Raw genomic sequence first — 13821 nt, 5'->3', positions numbered from 1 at the left:
CGGGGTTGGTGCGGGCGGTGCCGGGCCGGGGTTGGTGCGGGCGGCGCCGGGCCGGTGTCGGTGCGGGCGGCGCCGGGCCGAGTTGGTGGTGACGGCTTCGAGGCGGGAGGCGCACAGCCGGTTGACCGTGGCGCCGGGCACGGTCTCGGGCAGGCCGGCGAGCAGCGCGGCCATGCGGGCCACGTGGCGGTTGTCCCCGCCGGCCGGGTTGGCGGCGGCGCCCCGGCAGACGTCGTCGGTCGTAGGGCCGTACGGCGGACAGGGCGCCGCGCAGTCCGCCGATGGGAGTGCGGCGAGCGGCCGCGAAGGAGTAAGACACCGGGGACATCTAATTAGCACTGCTAGTTTTCGACTACAGGCAGACCCTCCCGTGACTCCTGGGGAAGATCCCCGGCGAGGAGTTTGCACCGGTTCGCCCTGGGCACCCGCGCCGCCATGGAGTGGTTGCGCGGAGGAGGAGGGCGAGACGCACTGCTCCGCACCACCACAGACGACGCCGCAAGGAGAAGCACCGTATGACTGTCGTGAAGAGCACGATTCCCGAAGCCGCCCGTCAGGTCACCGGGGACGCACTGCAGAGCACGCTGGTGGACCTTCTCGGGCTCTCCCTGATCGGGAAGCAGGCGCACTGGAACGTGGTGGGCCCGCGCTTCCGTTCGATCCACTTCCAGCTCGACGAAGTGGTCACGGCCTCACGGGAGTTCGCCGACACCGTGGCGGAACGCTCCTCGGCGCTCGGTCTGCCGCCCGACGGCCGGCCGGAGACGATCGCGTCGGCGTTCACCCTGCCCAGCCCGAAGGACGGCTGGGTCCGTGACTCGGACGTCGTCGAGGTGATGGTCGAGGCCCTGGAGGCGGCGATCGGCCGGCTGCGCGAGCGCATCGAGGCGACCGAGAAGGCCGACCCGGTCACCCAGGACCTGCTGATCACGGTCACCGCCGAACTGGAGAAGCAGCGCTGGATGTTCGATGCGGAGAACTGGCCCAAGGACAGCTGACCAGCGCCCGAACCCATACGTACCGAAGGGGCATTCGATGACCGACGCCCTCGAACTCGACGCGCTGTGGGAGGACTTCCACCGCGTGGTGAACATGACCTCGCAGGAGCTGGCCGCATGGCTGCGGGTCAGCGACGCCGACGAGAACACGGAGCCCCTGCCGGAGAACGCGGGTACGCCCATGGGGCAGCACGTCCTCGCGATCCTGCAGAAGCGGCGCACGGATCTCACCGATGACGACCTCAGGGTGATGCACGAGGTCGTCGACACCGTCGTCGAAGAGACGGATATGGAGAACGAGCCGACGGCCGAGGACACGGCCCGCCGCCAGCGCCTGATGACGATCGGCCACGACCCGCTCAAGCCGTGACCGACCGGCCACGACGGCCGGTCCCGCTGGACCGGTCGAAGTGGCCGAACCGGCCGTGCCCGCCGCCGCGTTGACGCGGCGGCGCTTGGCCGAACAGGTGGCCGAAGACCGCCTCTGCCACGTCGCATGATCGTGCCAGACTGCTCGAACAGCCTGCCGAGTGTTCGGCGGGCCTTGTCGAGCAGAGGAGTACGGCGTGACCGAGCCGGCCGTCCACCGAACCGACACGAGCCGGACGGCTACGAATCGGACCGGTCCTAGCCGGATCGACACCACCAGACCCCATCCGGCGCGGGTCTACGACTGGTTCCTCGGCGGCAAGGACAACTACCTGGTCGACGAGGAACTCGGCCGGCAGATCATGGCCATCGATACGGGAGCCCCGCGGGCGGCCCACGCCAACCGCCGGTTCATGCAGCGGGCCACCCGCCGACTCGCCCGGGAGGCGGGAATCCGCCAGTTCCTCGACATCGGCACGGGCATACCCACCGAGCCCAACCTCCACCAGATCGCCCAGTCCGTCGCCCCGGACGCCCGGGTCGTCTACGTCGACAACGACCCGATCGTCCTGGCCCACGCCGAGGCCCTGCTGCACGGCACCCCCGAGGGCGTGACGGAGTATCTCCAGGCGGACGCGCGCGATCCGCGAGGCATCCTCGAACAGGCCCGCCGCGTCCTCGACTTCGACCGGCCCATCGCCCTGTCCCTGATCGCCCTGCTGCACTTCGTCGCGGACGAGGACGGCGCGTACGAGCTGGTGGACGCTCTCGTCGAGGCCCTCGCGCCGGGCAGTTGCCTGGTGCTGTCGGCGATGACGGCGGACTTCGAGCCTGAGTCCGTACGGCGGGGCATCGCCGCCTATGCGGCGGGCGGGGTGACGCTGGTGGCCCGGTCACAGGCCGAAATGGGCGGATTCTTCAAGGGGCTCGAGGTGATGGAGCCGGGAATCGTGTCGGTCGCCGACTGGCATCCGGAGCTCACCGCGGAAGGCGAGAAACCCGACGGGGAGGGGCCCGTGTCGCTGTACGGCGCGGTCGGCCTCAAGCCCTGAAACCGACGCCCTGAACCGACGCCCCGACACCGACGCCCTGACGCCAGCGCGTTCACTCCGCCATGCGCGACAGTCGTCCGCACCCTCCGATCCCCTCACGTCGGGAACACCGCCCGCACCTCCCAGCCGTGCCCGCCGCGCGGCCCCGCGTGCAGGTCGCCCCCCAGCGCCGTCACCCGTTCCTTGAGGCCGACGAGGCCGAAGCCACCGCCGTGTGCGGCGTCCGGGAGCCGGCTGCCGCCGCGGCCGTCGTCCGTGACCGACACCTCCAGCCGGCCCTCGTCGCGGCGTAGACGGACGGTGACCTGGGTGGCGTCGCCCGCGTGGCGCCGTACGTTGGTCAGCGCCTCCTGGACGACGCGGAAGGAGGCCGCCTGCACCTCGTGCGGAAGGTCGTCGGGGACGGTGGGGTCGCGGAGCAGGGTGACCTTCTGGAAGGGGCCGGCGAAGCCCTCCGTGAGGTCGGTGATGCCGACGAGGTCGCCCACCGGGCGGCGGTCGGCCGGGTCGGTGCCGGCGTCGCGCAGCACGCCGACCGTGCGGCGCATGGACGCCAGCGCCTCGGTCGCGGCGCGCTCGATGCCGGCGAGGACGGGGTCGAGTTCGTCCTGCCGCGAGTCTGCCATCATGCGGGCCACCTGGCTCTGGACGAGGATCCCGGTGACGTGGTGAGCGACGAAGTCGTGCAGGTCGGCGGCGATGGCGAGGCGCTCCGAGCGGCGGGTCTCGCTGACGGCCACGGTCCGGCGGTAGTCCATGGAGCGCAGGTAGGCGGCGAACCCGGCGGTGAGTCCGATCAGGACCAGTGCGATCAGCATGAAGCCCTGCATGGTGTCCGGCTCGCTGCGCAGGGCCCGCACCGGCAGCGCCAGGACGGCACCGCCGACGAGCGCGCCGCACGCCACGACCGATCCGCGCGGACAGTGCCGTACGGCGATGAACAGCAGGCACAGCAGGATGGTCAGCTCGCCCGGGCCGAACAGGGCCTCCGGGTACTCCACCGTGGCCAGTGTGCAGAGGCCGGAGACCACGGCGGGCACGACCGTGCGCACCTGTGGGGTGAGCCAGGCGGGGCGCCGGTCGGCGGGCCACAGCACGGCGGCGCCGCCGACAAGCAGCACGACCGCGGCCGGCCAGGCGCCGGCGTCCTGGCCGGCCGCGTAGGCCAGGTCGACAGTCGCCGCGCTGAGCAGGGCACCGACGCCGAAGCCCCTGGCCAGGCCCCGGGGAGAAACGGATCTCATGCCGCTCACGGTATGCGGCGCGGACGGCGGCGGGATCGGCCGAACGGTCGAGGCGGCACCGCGCGAACCCTGACCGTATGGCCGAGGCGCGCGGCCGGGTGCGCGGGCGAGGGTGGAGCCACTTCCTCAGCAGGCGGAGCCGCAGCCTGCGCCCCAGCCATCAGAGCCCTCAGGAGTACGTGATGCAGCGCAAGTTCCTCGTCGGTGCCGTCGGCGGTGCCGCCGCCGTCGCGGCCGTCTTCGGTGTCGGCACCCACCTGCTGTCCGGAACACAGTCGACCACCGGGCTGAACGACGATTCCGCGGTGTCCGTCGGCGGACACCGGGCACTGGCCGCCGGCATCGTCGCGGGCCGCACCGAGAGCAAGTACCACCCGCTGCCCTGGGTCGGGGCGAAGGTCTCCGGGGTCACCTGTCCCACCGGCCTCAAGGCCGTCGCCGGGGCCACCGTCACGTGCACCGGCAAGAAGAGCGACGGGGAGACCGTCGACATACCGGTCACCGTGGTCAAGGCCACGGCCCACTCCGTCACCTGGAAGTTCGAGCGCTAGAAAAGGGCCCCGCCACATCATGAACACCGTTCTGGCCGGTCACGGCCTCGTGAAGAAGTACGGCTCCACCACCGCCCTGTCCGGCGTGGACGTCGAGGTCGGCGAGCGCGACTCGCTGGCGATCATGGGCCCGTCCGGGTCCGGCAAGTCCACCCTGCTGCACACCCTGGCCGGGATCGTCCGCCCGGACGACGGGCAGGTGCTGCTGCGCGGCGAGCGCATCGACAAGCTGGGGGAGAACCGGCTCAGCGCGCTGCGCCGGAAGCGCTTCGGGTTCGTCTTCCAGTTCGGCCAGCTGCTGCCGGAACTGCCCGCCGAGGAGAACGTGGCCCTGCCGCTGATGCTGGAAGACATGCCCCGTGGGCGGGCCGTCGAGCGGGCCCGCCGTTGGTTCGCCCCGCTCGGCATCGACGGGCTGGAGAAGCGCCGGCCCGGCCAGCTGTCCGGCGGTCAGGCCCAGCGGGTGGCGATCGCCCGCGCCCTGGTCGTCGAACCGGACGTCGTCTTCGCGGACGAGCCGACCGGCGCCCTGGACCAGACCACCAGCACGGAGGTCGTCCGGCTGCTGACCTCGGTCACCCGCGAGCAGGGCGCCGCCCTGGTCATGGTCACGCACGACGCGGATGTCGCCGCCCACTGCGACCGCATCCTCCAGGTCCGGGACGGCCAGATCACCCACTACACCCAGTACACGGCCGCCTGAGACCCTCGCGCCCAGAACCTCCGGAGACACCGATGCGTTCCCCCGTCCTGCCCCTGACCTGGCATCTGGCCCGGTCCTCCGGCCGCCGCGGCCTGCAGAGCCAGCTGCTGGCGGCCGGGGCCGCCGCCGTCGGCGCGTTCGTCATGCTGGTGATGATCGCCGCCACCTCCGGCGCCGGCATCCGCGCCGACCACACGACCTGGCGCACCCCCGACGCCGTACCGGCGAAGCGGGCCACCGCCGTCCAGGCGCTCGCCACGACGTACGTCCGCCACGAGCCCGTGACCGTCGTCTCGCTGGCCCGACTGCCCGGCCGCGGGACGACCCCCGCCCCGCCCGGCCTGAGCACCTTCCCCGGGAAGGGCGAGGTGTACGTCTCTCCCGCCCTGGCCGCGCTGCTGCGCGAGCTCCCCGCGAACCAACTGGCCGACCGCTTCCCGAAGGTGACGTCGTACGGCACGATCGGCGCCGCCGGTCTCGCCTCGCCCGACGAACTGGTCGCCGTGGTGGGACGGGCGTCGGGCGACCCGGCGGTGTCCGCGGCGGCCGAAGGCAGCACTCCGTGGTTCGACGAGGGGCAGAGTGCCCGTGCCGAGATCTCCGGGTTCTCCGGAACGCAGAAGCCCCTGCTCACCGGCTTGGACAAGGGGATGGTGCTGCTGGGTCTGGTGCTGCTGGCGATGCCCGTGGTCGTGCTGTCCTCGGCGGCCGGGAGGCTCGGCGCGGCCCGCCGCGAGCAACGGCTGGCCGCGCTGCGTCTGGCCGGGGCCACGCCCCGGCAGATCCTCACGATGACCGCGGTCGAGGCGGCGGCGGTCGGCGTGGCCGGAGCCCTGACGGGCGCGCTCGCGTACATGGCGCTGCTGCCGGTCCTCGCCGAGATCCCGTACGGCGTCGGCGGCTGGTACACCGATCAGTTGTGGGTGGGCCTGCCGTGGTGCGCCGCCGTGGTGGCCGGTGTCACAGTGCTCCTCACCGTCAGCGCGGTGTCGATGCTGCGCCAGGTGGCGACCGCGCCGCTGGGCGTCGCCCAGGAGACGAATCCGCGCCGCACCCGCTGGATCCGGTTCGCTCTGTTCGCGGTGGCCCTGCTCTACATATGGCAGTCCGCGGGCGGCGGCCAGCTGTCGTCCCGGCAGGCGCTGGTCCTGCTGGGGCTGTTCTACGGCACGTTCTGGCTGTTCGGGCCGTGGGTCGTGGACCGGCTGGGCCGGATCGTGGGCCGCTTCGCCCGTCGCCCGGCGACCCTGCTGGCCGCGCGGCGGCTCAGCGACGACCCGCGCGGCGCCTGGCGCACCGTCAGCGGGCTGGTGCTCGCCGGATTCGTTGCCGGGTTCTTCTCCGTCAGCCAGCTGGGCAGTCAGCTGGGGAGCTCGGACTACGGGGACCAGGTCGCCGTGGTCGCCCCGAGCGCCGCCGACGCCCGGCACGCCGCCACCGAGGCCCGTACACTGCTCGACCGCGCGGGCGTCACCGCGACCGTCACGACAGGCGGCGCCGACGACTTCGACACCCTGCTGGGCGGCAACCCGGGGGTGATCGCCCATGTCGTCGGCGGTACGGAGCGGATCGACGCGGCCGTCACCGCCCTCACGTCCGTCGCGGCGGGCACGCCTCCGTACACCGAGGACTACGCGACGGCGTCCGACCGCGTCGCCATCGACCGCGTCTCCGACGTCAGCACCGCCACCCTGGCCCTGAGCTTCGCCTTGGCGACCGCCTCCGCCGGACTCACCGCGGCGGCGAACGTCCTGGACCGGCGGCGCGTCTACGGCCTGCTGCGGCTGGCCGGCACCCCGTTGCGGGTACTGAACCGGGCCCGGGTGCGCGAGACGGTCCTCCCCCTGGTCGTCCTGGCCGGCGGCACCACCGCGATGGGGGTCTACGGCTCCTACCAGCTCAACAAGGCGGCCGACGTCACGATCAACACCACCGGGGCCCTGCAGCTGGCCGCCTGCGTGGTCGTCGGCGCGCTGGCGATGTTCGCCGCCATCGCCGGCAGCAGACCGCTGCTGCGGAAGGTCACGGACGGTCCGGCCCCGACCGCGGACTGATGAGCGCCGGGGCCCGCCGGCACCTGCCGGCGGGCCCTCCCCCTCCAACCCCTGAGGCATGATCGAGCCATGACGAGCCCCACCCCGCCCGGCGCCCCCATCCGTGTCCTCATCGCCGACGACCAGGAGATGGTCCGTACCGGCTTCCGCTTCTTCCTGGACGCGCAGCCCGACATCACGGTGGTCGCCGTGGCCGCCGACGGCGAGGAGGCCGTCGCGCTGGCCCGCGAGGTGCGACCGGACGTGTGCCTGCTGGACATCCGGATGCCGAAGCTGGACGGGCTGGAGGCCACCCGGATGCTGGCGGGGCCTCAGGTCGCCGACCCGATGCGGGTGGTCGTGGTGACCACCTTCGACCTCGACGAGTACGTGTACGGGGCGCTGCGCGGCGGCGCGTGCGGGTTCCTGCTCAAGGACTCGGGGCCGACCCTGCTGGCGGAGGCGGTCCGTGCGGCCGCGGCCGGCGACTCCCTGGTCTCCCCGTCGGTCACCGTCCGTCTCCTCAAACACGTCACCGAGACCCCGCAGCCGAGCGCCCCGGCCCGTCCGGCGTCCCCCGCCGAACCCCTCACCGACCGCGAACTCGACGTGGTCCGCCTGGTCGCCCTCGGCCGCACCAACGCGGAGATCGCCGCCGAGTTGTACGTCTCCCTGTCCACGGTCAAGACGCACCTGTCCAGCGTCCAGCTCAAGCTGGCGGCGCGGAACCGGGTGGAGATCGCGGCCTGGGCGTGGCAGAACGGGCAGGCGCGGGCCGGAACTTGACCGCCGCTCAGCCGTCCGAGCGGATGAGGCCCGTCAGGTACCGCCACAGCGACGACCGGCGCTTGGCTGCCTGGTCCGGTACGTCCGCGGCGGGCGTCTCGGCCTCCGGGAGCGCCGGGACATACCGTGCGGGCGATGCGGTGAGCTCGTAGCGCACGGGCAGCGAGCGCAGCCCTCGCATGAACGGCGAGGAGCGCCAGGGCAGTTGGTCTACGGGGAGGGCGAGTTCCAGGTGGCCGAACCGTTCGAAGAGGCGGCTCACTCCGGCCGCCGCGATCGTCGACGCCAGCTCGCGGGCCGGACACTGGCGGGGCCCCGCACCCCACGAGAGGTGCGCGCGGCTGCTGATGGTGGAGGAGCCCGGTGTCATCTGTCCGGAGAAGAGGGGGTCGGCGTGCGCGGCGGCGGAGGACACCCACACGGGGTCGCCGGCGTGGATGGTGTAGTTCCCGAGCCGGGTGTCCGCGGTCGCGAACCGCGGGACGAAGTTGACCAGGGGCGGCTTGCGCATGACCACCCGGTTCATGGTCTCCCGGACCATTCCCGCGGACAGGGTGGTGCGCACTCCGCCCTCGCGGTCTCCGGAGATCACCTCGACCACGGTGTTGGAGATGAGGATGCCGACGTGGTCGGAGGTCATGCCGAGCAGCATGAACAGTTCCCGGGCCAGCTCGTCGACCGAGAGGTCGGGATGGGCGGCCAGCAGGTGGGAGGGGAAGTCGTCCCCCGGTCGCTCGAGCTTGGCGGCGGCCAGCTCCGAGAGCGTCTTCAGGAGCCGCTCCAGGGCGGGTTCGGCGTCCGGGCCCGCGTCCAGCACCCGCCACATGTCCATGAGGGCGTCGTCGCCCTGGGAGCCGGGGAAGCCGAGCAGGTGGCTCGCCGCCATCAGCGGGAGCGGTCGGGAGAACTGCGCCGACAGGTCGGCCATGCCGGTGCCGCCGCCTTGGGCGAGCAGAGTGATCAGCTCGTCGGCGTAGACCGTGACGGCCGACTTCAGCCGCTTGGCCTGGGGGTGCCGGGGGTCCTGGAACGGCCGGAGTGCCGCGTCCCAGGCGGTGCGCAGCGCGGGGTAGCCCGGACCGCCCTGGATCAGCACGTGGTTGACCTCGAGGGAGGGGCCCAGCGGCCAGTCGGCGGGCACCCGGCCCTCCGACCGGGCCCGCCAGTTCTCCAGACCCTTGGGCCACCCGGCGTCGTCCTGCAGCACCTCGAGCGACTCGCGGTAGCCGAGGACGAGCCACGCGGGCACGCCGAGCAGGTCGACCGGCGCGACCGGACCGTGGCGCTGTCGCAGCCGCTCGTAGACGAGCCCGGGACGCGTCTCGTAGTCCCGGGTCAGCAGGGGCTCCGGGTCCAGGGCTTCCAGCCGCGCGCCGTTCGGCGCCGACTCCCCTTCGTCGACCAGGTGGAACTCCATGGTTCTGCCGCCCCCTTCGACACTGCCTGTAGCGGTCCGCAGCCTGTGAGTGCTTGCGGACCGGTGAGACCGTACCTCAGGAATCGCGCGCATCACACAGCGGGGTACCCGCCAGTAATGAGAAACGCACAACCCCTCCTCAAGTCGCGCCACCACCTGGCGCACCCCTCACCCGAACAGGCCCGTGCGCTGGTGGGCCGAGAGGGCCGGTGGTGCGCTGAGGAGACGTACCCGTTTCTCAGGAGGCACCCTCGATGACCGCTCGTCCGTCCTCGCGTTCCGTCCGGTTCCTCGCCTCGGCCCTGGCGGCGGGCGTGCTGATGGTCACCGCGGCCTGCTCGGACGACGGCGGCGACAGCGACGGCGGTTCCGCGGCCGCGGAAGTCGCCGCCTCGCCGTTGGCCGCGAAGTCGCCCACCGCCTCGCCGACCACCTCGCAGGCCGGCCGTCTCACCGCGGCCGGGGCCCGGGCCGCGCTGCTCACCGAGGCCGACCTGGAGGACGACTGGGCGCAGGTGGGCGACAAGGAGGCCGCCTCCTGGCGCGAGAACATGCTCGTCGGCGAGGTCGACGTCGCGGAGTTCCTGACCGCCAAGGCCGACGCCGCCGACTGCCGGCAACTGCTCGACACCCTCTACAGCGACGACCTGCTGGGCAAGCCGTCCGGGGCGGGCGCGCTCAGGGGCTTCGAGCAGGGTGACTCCCGCCTTCTCCAGCAGGTCGCCGCCTACGACAAGGTGGCCCTCGACGAGTCCCTGGCCTGGCTGGAGACCCTGCCCGCCGAGTGCGACCAGTTCACGGCGACCGATGACACAGGCGACGAGCGCACGGTCCAGGTGACCAAGACCTCCGTGCCGAACGTGGGCGACGCCCGGCAGGGCCTGCACGTGACCGTGCAGGGCACGGCCGCCGACACGCCGGCCACCCTCACCCTGGACGTCGCCGTCGTCCGGGTCGGTACCGACGCGATCACCGTCACCGCCGGTGGTCTCGACGGGGGCGAGGACGACTCGGTCGAGCGGGCGGTCGAGCAGGGCACCCAGCGGCTGAAGGACGTACAGGCGGGCCGGACACCGGCCGCGGACCCCGGCGAGATCGACTGACCACCCGCTCCCGCCGCTGCGAACCGCCTTTCGGCTCGACCGTTTCCGGGACAAGCTGATCATCGGACGGCACAATGGCGGCGACGGCAGCAGGCGCGAGAAGGAGCGAAGACGTGAGCGAGAGCCACACCCCGTCCGGCGAGTCGGCGAGGCTGAACACCGGTGTGGCGCACAACGCGCGCGTGTGGAACTACTGGATCGGCGGCAAGGACAACTACGAGGTCGACCAGCAGGTCGGCGAGCAGGTCGCCGGGATGTTCCCGATCATCCGGGAGATCGCCCGCGCCGACCGCTGGTTCCTGGGCCGGGCGGTACGGTTCCTCGCCGAGGAGCAGGGCGTCCGCCAGTTCCTCGACATCGGCACCGGACTGCCGACGGTGGACAACACCCACGAGATCGCCCAGCGCATCGCACCCGAGTCGCGGATCGTCTACGTCGACAACGACCCCATCGTCCTGATGCACGCCCGCACCCTGCTCACCAGCACCAGCGGGGGCGTCACCGACTACATCGACGCCGACGTGCACGACCCGGACGCCATCCTCGAACGGGCCGCGCAGACCCTCGACTTCAGCAAGCCGGTCGCGGTCATGATGCTGGGCATCCTCAATTTCGTCCTGGACACCGCCAAGGCGCGGGACATCGCGCGCCGCGTCATGGCCGAGCTGCCCTCCGGCAGTTACCTGGCCCTGACGCACCCCACCTTCGACGCCGACCTCGGCGGCGAGGGCCAGATCCCGGCGATGAAGTTCTGGAACGAGAACGCCACGCCGCCGATCTGCGCCCGCAGCCGCGAGGACATCGCCGCGTTCTTCGAGGGACTCGAACTGCTGGAGCCGGGGCTGGTGTCGTGCTCGCAGTGGCGTGCCGAGCCCGATTCCCCCGTCGTGGTACCGCAGTTCGGCGCGGTGGCCGTGAAACCCTGACGCAGGCGCCGATCCGGCCGAGCTCGTCATGGAGGACGTATGACCACCCTTGCCGACCCCGTCCCCGGCGGACGCCCCGGAGAGCCCGAACGGGCCGCCGCGCTCGCCGACGAGCTGGCCGGCCGGGGCGTGCACGGCATCGTCCTCGCCTACGTCGACACCGCGGGTGTCACCCGGGTCAAGACCGTCCCAACGAAGCGGCTCGCGGCGGCGGTGACCTGGGGCGTCGGCATGTCGCCGGTGTTCGACACCTTCCTCGCCGACGACTCGATCGTCGCCACCGACGTGCTCGGCTCACCGGACGGCGATCTGCGGCTGTATCCCGACCTGGACCGACTGGTGGCGCTGGCCGGGCAGCCCGGCTGGGCGTGGGCGCCGGTCGACCGGATCACGCAGGAGGGCGAACCGCATCCGGCCTGCGGGCGTACTCTTCTGCGCCGGATCGTCAGGGAGGCCGCCGAGCGGCACGGCCTCGACTTCAAAGGGGGCATCGAGATCGAGTGGGCCGTCGGTCAAGGGCCGTCGGCTGACGGGGACTTCGTGCCCGCGACGACGGGACCGGCGTACAGCGCCACCCGGCAGGTCGAGCTCGGCGACTACACCGCCGACCTGCTGGCGGCCCTGGCGGCACAGGGTGTTGAGGTCGAGCAGCTCCATCCGGAGTACGCGGCCGGGCAGTTCGAGGTGTCGGTGGGCGCGCTCGACCCGGTGGCGGCGGCCGACAGCAGTGTGCTGGTCCGGCAGACGATCCGCGCGGTGGCGGGGCGCCACGGCCTCGTGGTCTCCTTCGCCCCGGCGGTCTTCGCCGAGGGCGTCGGCAACGGCGGCCACATCCACCTCTCCGCCTGGCGCGACGGCACGAACCTGCACTCCGGGGGCGGCGGCCGGTACGGCATGACGGCCGAGGCCGAGTCCTTCACGGCCGGGGTGCTCGCCCACCTGCCCGCTCTCACCGCCGTGACCGCGCCGAGCCCGGCCAGCTATCTGCGGCTCAAACCGTCCCAGTGGGCCGGGGTGTTCACCGCCTGGGGCCGCGAGACCCGCGAGGCGGCGCTGCGCGTGATCACGGGCACGGCGGGGGTCCGCGACCGGGCCGCGAACCTGGAGGTCAAGCCGGTCGACCTGGCCGCCAACCCCTATCTCGCGCTCGCCGGTCTGATCGCCGCCGGCCTGGACGGCCTGGCCTCGTCCGCGCCGCTGCCCGAGGAGACCACCGGGGATCCGGCCCTGCTCGACGCGGAGAAGGCGGCGGCCCGGGGTGTACGACGGCTGCCGGCGACCCTGTCCGAGGCGGTCGAGGCGTTCCGCGCCGACGAGGTGCCGCGGACCGCGCTGGGCCCTGTCCTCGCCGACGCGGTGATCGCCGTACGCCTGGGGGAGATCGCGGCCGTGGCCGGGCTGGACGACGAGGGCGTGGCGGCGGCGTACCGCTGGAAGTACTGACATGGGCGCGGGTCCCGTGCACGAAGCACTCGCCGCCGTGCGGCTGGTGGACCACCACTGCCACGGGGTCGTCACCGCCGACCTCGACCGGGCCGGCTTCGAGTCGCTGCTCACCGAGGGCGAGGCGTGGCCGGGGATCTCGCCGTTCGACAGTCCGGTCGGCGTGGCCGTCCGCCGCCACTGCGCTCCCCTGCTGGACCTGCCGCGCCACGCGCCCGCCGAGGAGTACCTGGCCCGGCGGGCCGAGCTGGGCGCGCGCGAGGTGAACCGCCGGTTCCTCGCCGCCGCGGGCACCGAGGTGTTCTGCGTCGACACCGGGTTCACCCCGGACCGGCTCACCGCGCCGCGGGAACTGGCCGGGGCCGCGGGCGGCCGGGCGTACGAGGTGGTACGGCTGGAGGCCGTCGCCGAGGCGGTGGCGGCGGGCGGGGTCGAGCCCGACGCGTACGCGGAAACGTTTCGCGCTGCCGCGCTGGAGGCCGTACGGCGGCCCGGCGTGGTGGCGGTGAAGTCCGTCGCCGCCTACCGCACCGGCTTCGACCTGGACCCGGCGAGGCCCTCGGACACGGACGTCACCGAGGCGGCCCGGCGCTGGCTCGCCGAGGGCGGCGGCCGGCTGGCCGATCCGGTCCTCGTACGGCAGCTGCTGTGGACGGCCGTGGACCTGGGGCTGCCCCTCCAGCTGCACACCGGCTTCGGGGACGCGGACATCCGGCTGCACCGGGTGGATCCCACGCACCTGACGGACTGGCTGCACCTGACCGCCGGCACCATCCCGGTGCTCCTGCTGCACTGCTGGCCCTACCAGCGCCAGGCGGCCTATCTGTCGGCGGTCTTCGAACAGGTGTACCTCGATGTGGGGCTCACCCTGCACCACGTCGGTCCCGCCCGGGCCGGGGCGGTCCTGGCGGAGGCGACGGAGATCACGCCGTTCCGCAAACTGCTGTACAGCTCCGACGCGTACGGTGTGGCGGAGTTCTACCACCTCGGCGCGCTGGCCTTCCGGCAGGGCTTGGCCGGCCTGCTCCAGGCGCGGGTGGACGCCGACGAGCTGAGTCTGCCGGACGCGCTGCGGATCGCGGCGTGGGCGGGCGGCGACAACGCCCGCCGCCTCTACGGACTGCCCCCGACCGACACCGATCCCCACCCGCCCAGCACCGACCGCCACAGCGACTGAGCGTTCGCGATTCCCGGAA

General features: G+C 72.8%; 13 protein-coding genes and 1 pseudogene. 11 read left to right on the top strand and 3 right to left on the bottom strand.

The window, feature by feature from the left end; all coding sequences use genetic code 11:
- Positions 1-84: 84 nt before the first annotated feature.
- Positions 85-328 (bottom strand): annotated as a pseudogene (locus QFZ76_RS42095) (3-oxoadipyl-CoA thiolase); the annotation flags it as partial.
- 187 nt (positions 329-515) lie between these two features.
- On the opposite strand from QFZ76_RS42095, the gene QFZ76_RS42090 reads away from it, so the two are divergent.
- The 3 genes from QFZ76_RS42090 (at position 516) to QFZ76_RS42080 (ending at position 2419) form a co-directional block, all read left to right on the top strand.
- Complete coding sequence (locus QFZ76_RS42090) at positions 516-998, top strand: Dps family protein (protein WP_266450499.1); 483 nt, start codon at positions 516-518, stop codon at positions 996-998.
- A 37-nt stretch (positions 999-1035) separates the two neighbouring features.
- Positions 1036-1368 carry a DUF3140 domain-containing protein gene (locus QFZ76_RS42085; RefSeq protein WP_307678602.1) on the top strand — a complete coding sequence of 111 codons (333 nt, stop codon included), beginning with the start codon at positions 1036-1038 and terminating at the stop codon, positions 1366-1368.
- A 265-nt stretch (positions 1369-1633) separates the two neighbouring features.
- The gene (locus tag QFZ76_RS42080; protein ID WP_307680289.1) at positions 1634-2419 is read left to right on the top strand and encodes an SAM-dependent methyltransferase; all 786 of its coding nucleotides are present in this window, start codon (positions 1634-1636) and stop codon (positions 2417-2419) included.
- A 95-nt stretch (positions 2420-2514) separates the two neighbouring features.
- Here QFZ76_RS42080 and QFZ76_RS42075 read toward each other — a convergent pair whose 3' ends face one another.
- On the bottom strand, positions 2515-3663 hold the full coding sequence (locus QFZ76_RS42075) for a sensor histidine kinase (protein ID WP_307678601.1): 1149 nt from the start codon (positions 3661-3663) through the stop codon (positions 2515-2517).
- A 77-nt stretch (positions 3664-3740) separates the two neighbouring features.
- Between QFZ76_RS42075 and QFZ76_RS42070 the strand changes: the two genes are divergently transcribed.
- The 4 genes from QFZ76_RS42070 to QFZ76_RS42055 all read left to right on the top strand — a co-directional run bounded on the left by QFZ76_RS42070 (position 3741) and on the right by QFZ76_RS42055 (position 7736).
- Complete coding sequence (locus tag QFZ76_RS42070) at positions 3741-4214, top strand: DUF4333 domain-containing protein (protein ID WP_307678600.1); 474 nt, start codon at positions 3741-3743, stop codon at positions 4212-4214.
- Positions 4215-4233: 19 nt separating this feature from the next.
- On the top strand, positions 4234-4917 hold the full coding sequence (locus tag QFZ76_RS42065; protein ID WP_307678599.1) for an ABC transporter ATP-binding protein: 684 nt from the start codon (positions 4234-4236) through the stop codon (positions 4915-4917).
- Between the two features lie 32 nt (positions 4918-4949).
- Entirely contained in the window at positions 4950-6971 is a 2022-nt protein-coding gene (locus QFZ76_RS42060) for an FtsX-like permease family protein (protein ID WP_307678598.1), read from the top strand.
- Between the two features lie 69 nt (positions 6972-7040).
- Positions 7041-7736 carry a response regulator transcription factor gene (locus tag QFZ76_RS42055; RefSeq protein ID WP_307678597.1) on the top strand — a complete coding sequence of 232 codons (696 nt, stop codon included), beginning with the start codon at positions 7041-7043 and terminating at the stop codon, positions 7734-7736.
- A 7-nt stretch (positions 7737-7743) separates the two neighbouring features.
- Here QFZ76_RS42055 and QFZ76_RS42050 read toward each other — a convergent pair whose 3' ends face one another.
- Entirely contained in the window at positions 7744-9153 is a 1410-nt protein-coding gene (locus QFZ76_RS42050; RefSeq protein WP_307678596.1) for a cytochrome P450, read from the bottom strand.
- A 254-nt stretch (positions 9154-9407) separates the two neighbouring features.
- Between QFZ76_RS42050 and QFZ76_RS42045 the strand changes: the two genes are divergently transcribed.
- From QFZ76_RS42045 to QFZ76_RS42030, 4 genes are all read left to right on the top strand, one after another.
- Positions 9408-10256 (top strand): hypothetical protein, encoded by an 849-nt coding sequence (locus QFZ76_RS42045; protein ID WP_307678595.1) that lies wholly within the window; start codon positions 9408-9410, stop codon positions 10254-10256.
- Between the two features lie 113 nt (positions 10257-10369).
- Positions 10370-11182 carry an SAM-dependent methyltransferase gene (locus QFZ76_RS42040; RefSeq protein ID WP_307678594.1) on the top strand — a complete coding sequence of 271 codons (813 nt, stop codon included), beginning with the start codon at positions 10370-10372 and terminating at the stop codon, positions 11180-11182.
- Positions 11183-11221: 39 nt separating this feature from the next.
- On the top strand, positions 11222-12625 hold the full coding sequence (locus QFZ76_RS42035; protein ID WP_307678593.1) for a glutamine synthetase family protein: 1404 nt from the start codon (positions 11222-11224) through the stop codon (positions 12623-12625).
- 1 nt (position 12626) lies between these two features.
- Positions 12627-13802 (top strand): amidohydrolase family protein, encoded by a 1176-nt coding sequence (locus QFZ76_RS42030; RefSeq protein WP_307678592.1) that lies wholly within the window; start codon positions 12627-12629, stop codon positions 13800-13802.
- The last annotated feature ends 19 nt before the right edge of the window (positions 13803-13821 follow it).

Source organism: Streptomyces sp. V4I2 (assembly GCF_030817655.1).
In the GTDB taxonomy this organism is placed as follows: domain Bacteria; phylum Actinomycetota; class Actinomycetes; order Streptomycetales; family Streptomycetaceae; genus Streptomyces; species Streptomyces plumbiresistens.
This window is presented reverse-complemented; position numbering and strand designations above follow the sequence as displayed.

Bases quoted from the DNA above. Each gene is read 5' to 3' on its own strand.
- QFZ76_RS42075 (WP_307678601.1), bottom strand. From the start codon at position 3,663: ATGAGATCCGTTTCTCCCCGGGGCCTGGCCAGGGGCTTCGGCGTCGGT.
- QFZ76_RS42060 (WP_307678598.1), top strand. From the start codon at position 4,950: ATGCGTTCCCCCGTCCTGCCCCTGACCTGGCATCTGGCCCGGTCCTCC.
- QFZ76_RS42055 (WP_307678597.1), top strand. From the start codon at position 7,041: ATGACGAGCCCCACCCCGCCCGGCGCCCCCATCCGTGTCCTCATCGCC.
- QFZ76_RS42045 (WP_307678595.1), top strand. From the start codon at position 9,408: ATGACCGCTCGTCCGTCCTCGCGTTCCGTCCGGTTCCTCGCCTCGGCC.
- QFZ76_RS42050 (WP_307678596.1), bottom strand. From the start codon at position 9,153: ATGGAGTTCCACCTGGTCGACGAAGGGGAGTCGGCGCCGAACGGCGCG.
- QFZ76_RS42085 (WP_307678602.1), top strand. From the start codon at position 1,036: ATGACCGACGCCCTCGAACTCGACGCGCTGTGGGAGGACTTCCACCGC.
- QFZ76_RS42035 (WP_307678593.1), top strand. From the start codon at position 11,222: ATGACCACCCTTGCCGACCCCGTCCCCGGCGGACGCCCCGGAGAGCCC.
- QFZ76_RS42030 (WP_307678592.1), top strand. From the start codon at position 12,627: ATGGGCGCGGGTCCCGTGCACGAAGCACTCGCCGCCGTGCGGCTGGTG.
- QFZ76_RS42065 (WP_307678599.1), top strand. From the start codon at position 4,234: ATGAACACCGTTCTGGCCGGTCACGGCCTCGTGAAGAAGTACGGCTCC.
- QFZ76_RS42070 (WP_307678600.1), top strand. From the start codon at position 3,741: ATGGCCGAGGCGCGCGGCCGGGTGCGCGGGCGAGGGTGGAGCCACTTC.
- QFZ76_RS42090 (WP_266450499.1), top strand. From the start codon at position 516: ATGACTGTCGTGAAGAGCACGATTCCCGAAGCCGCCCGTCAGGTCACC.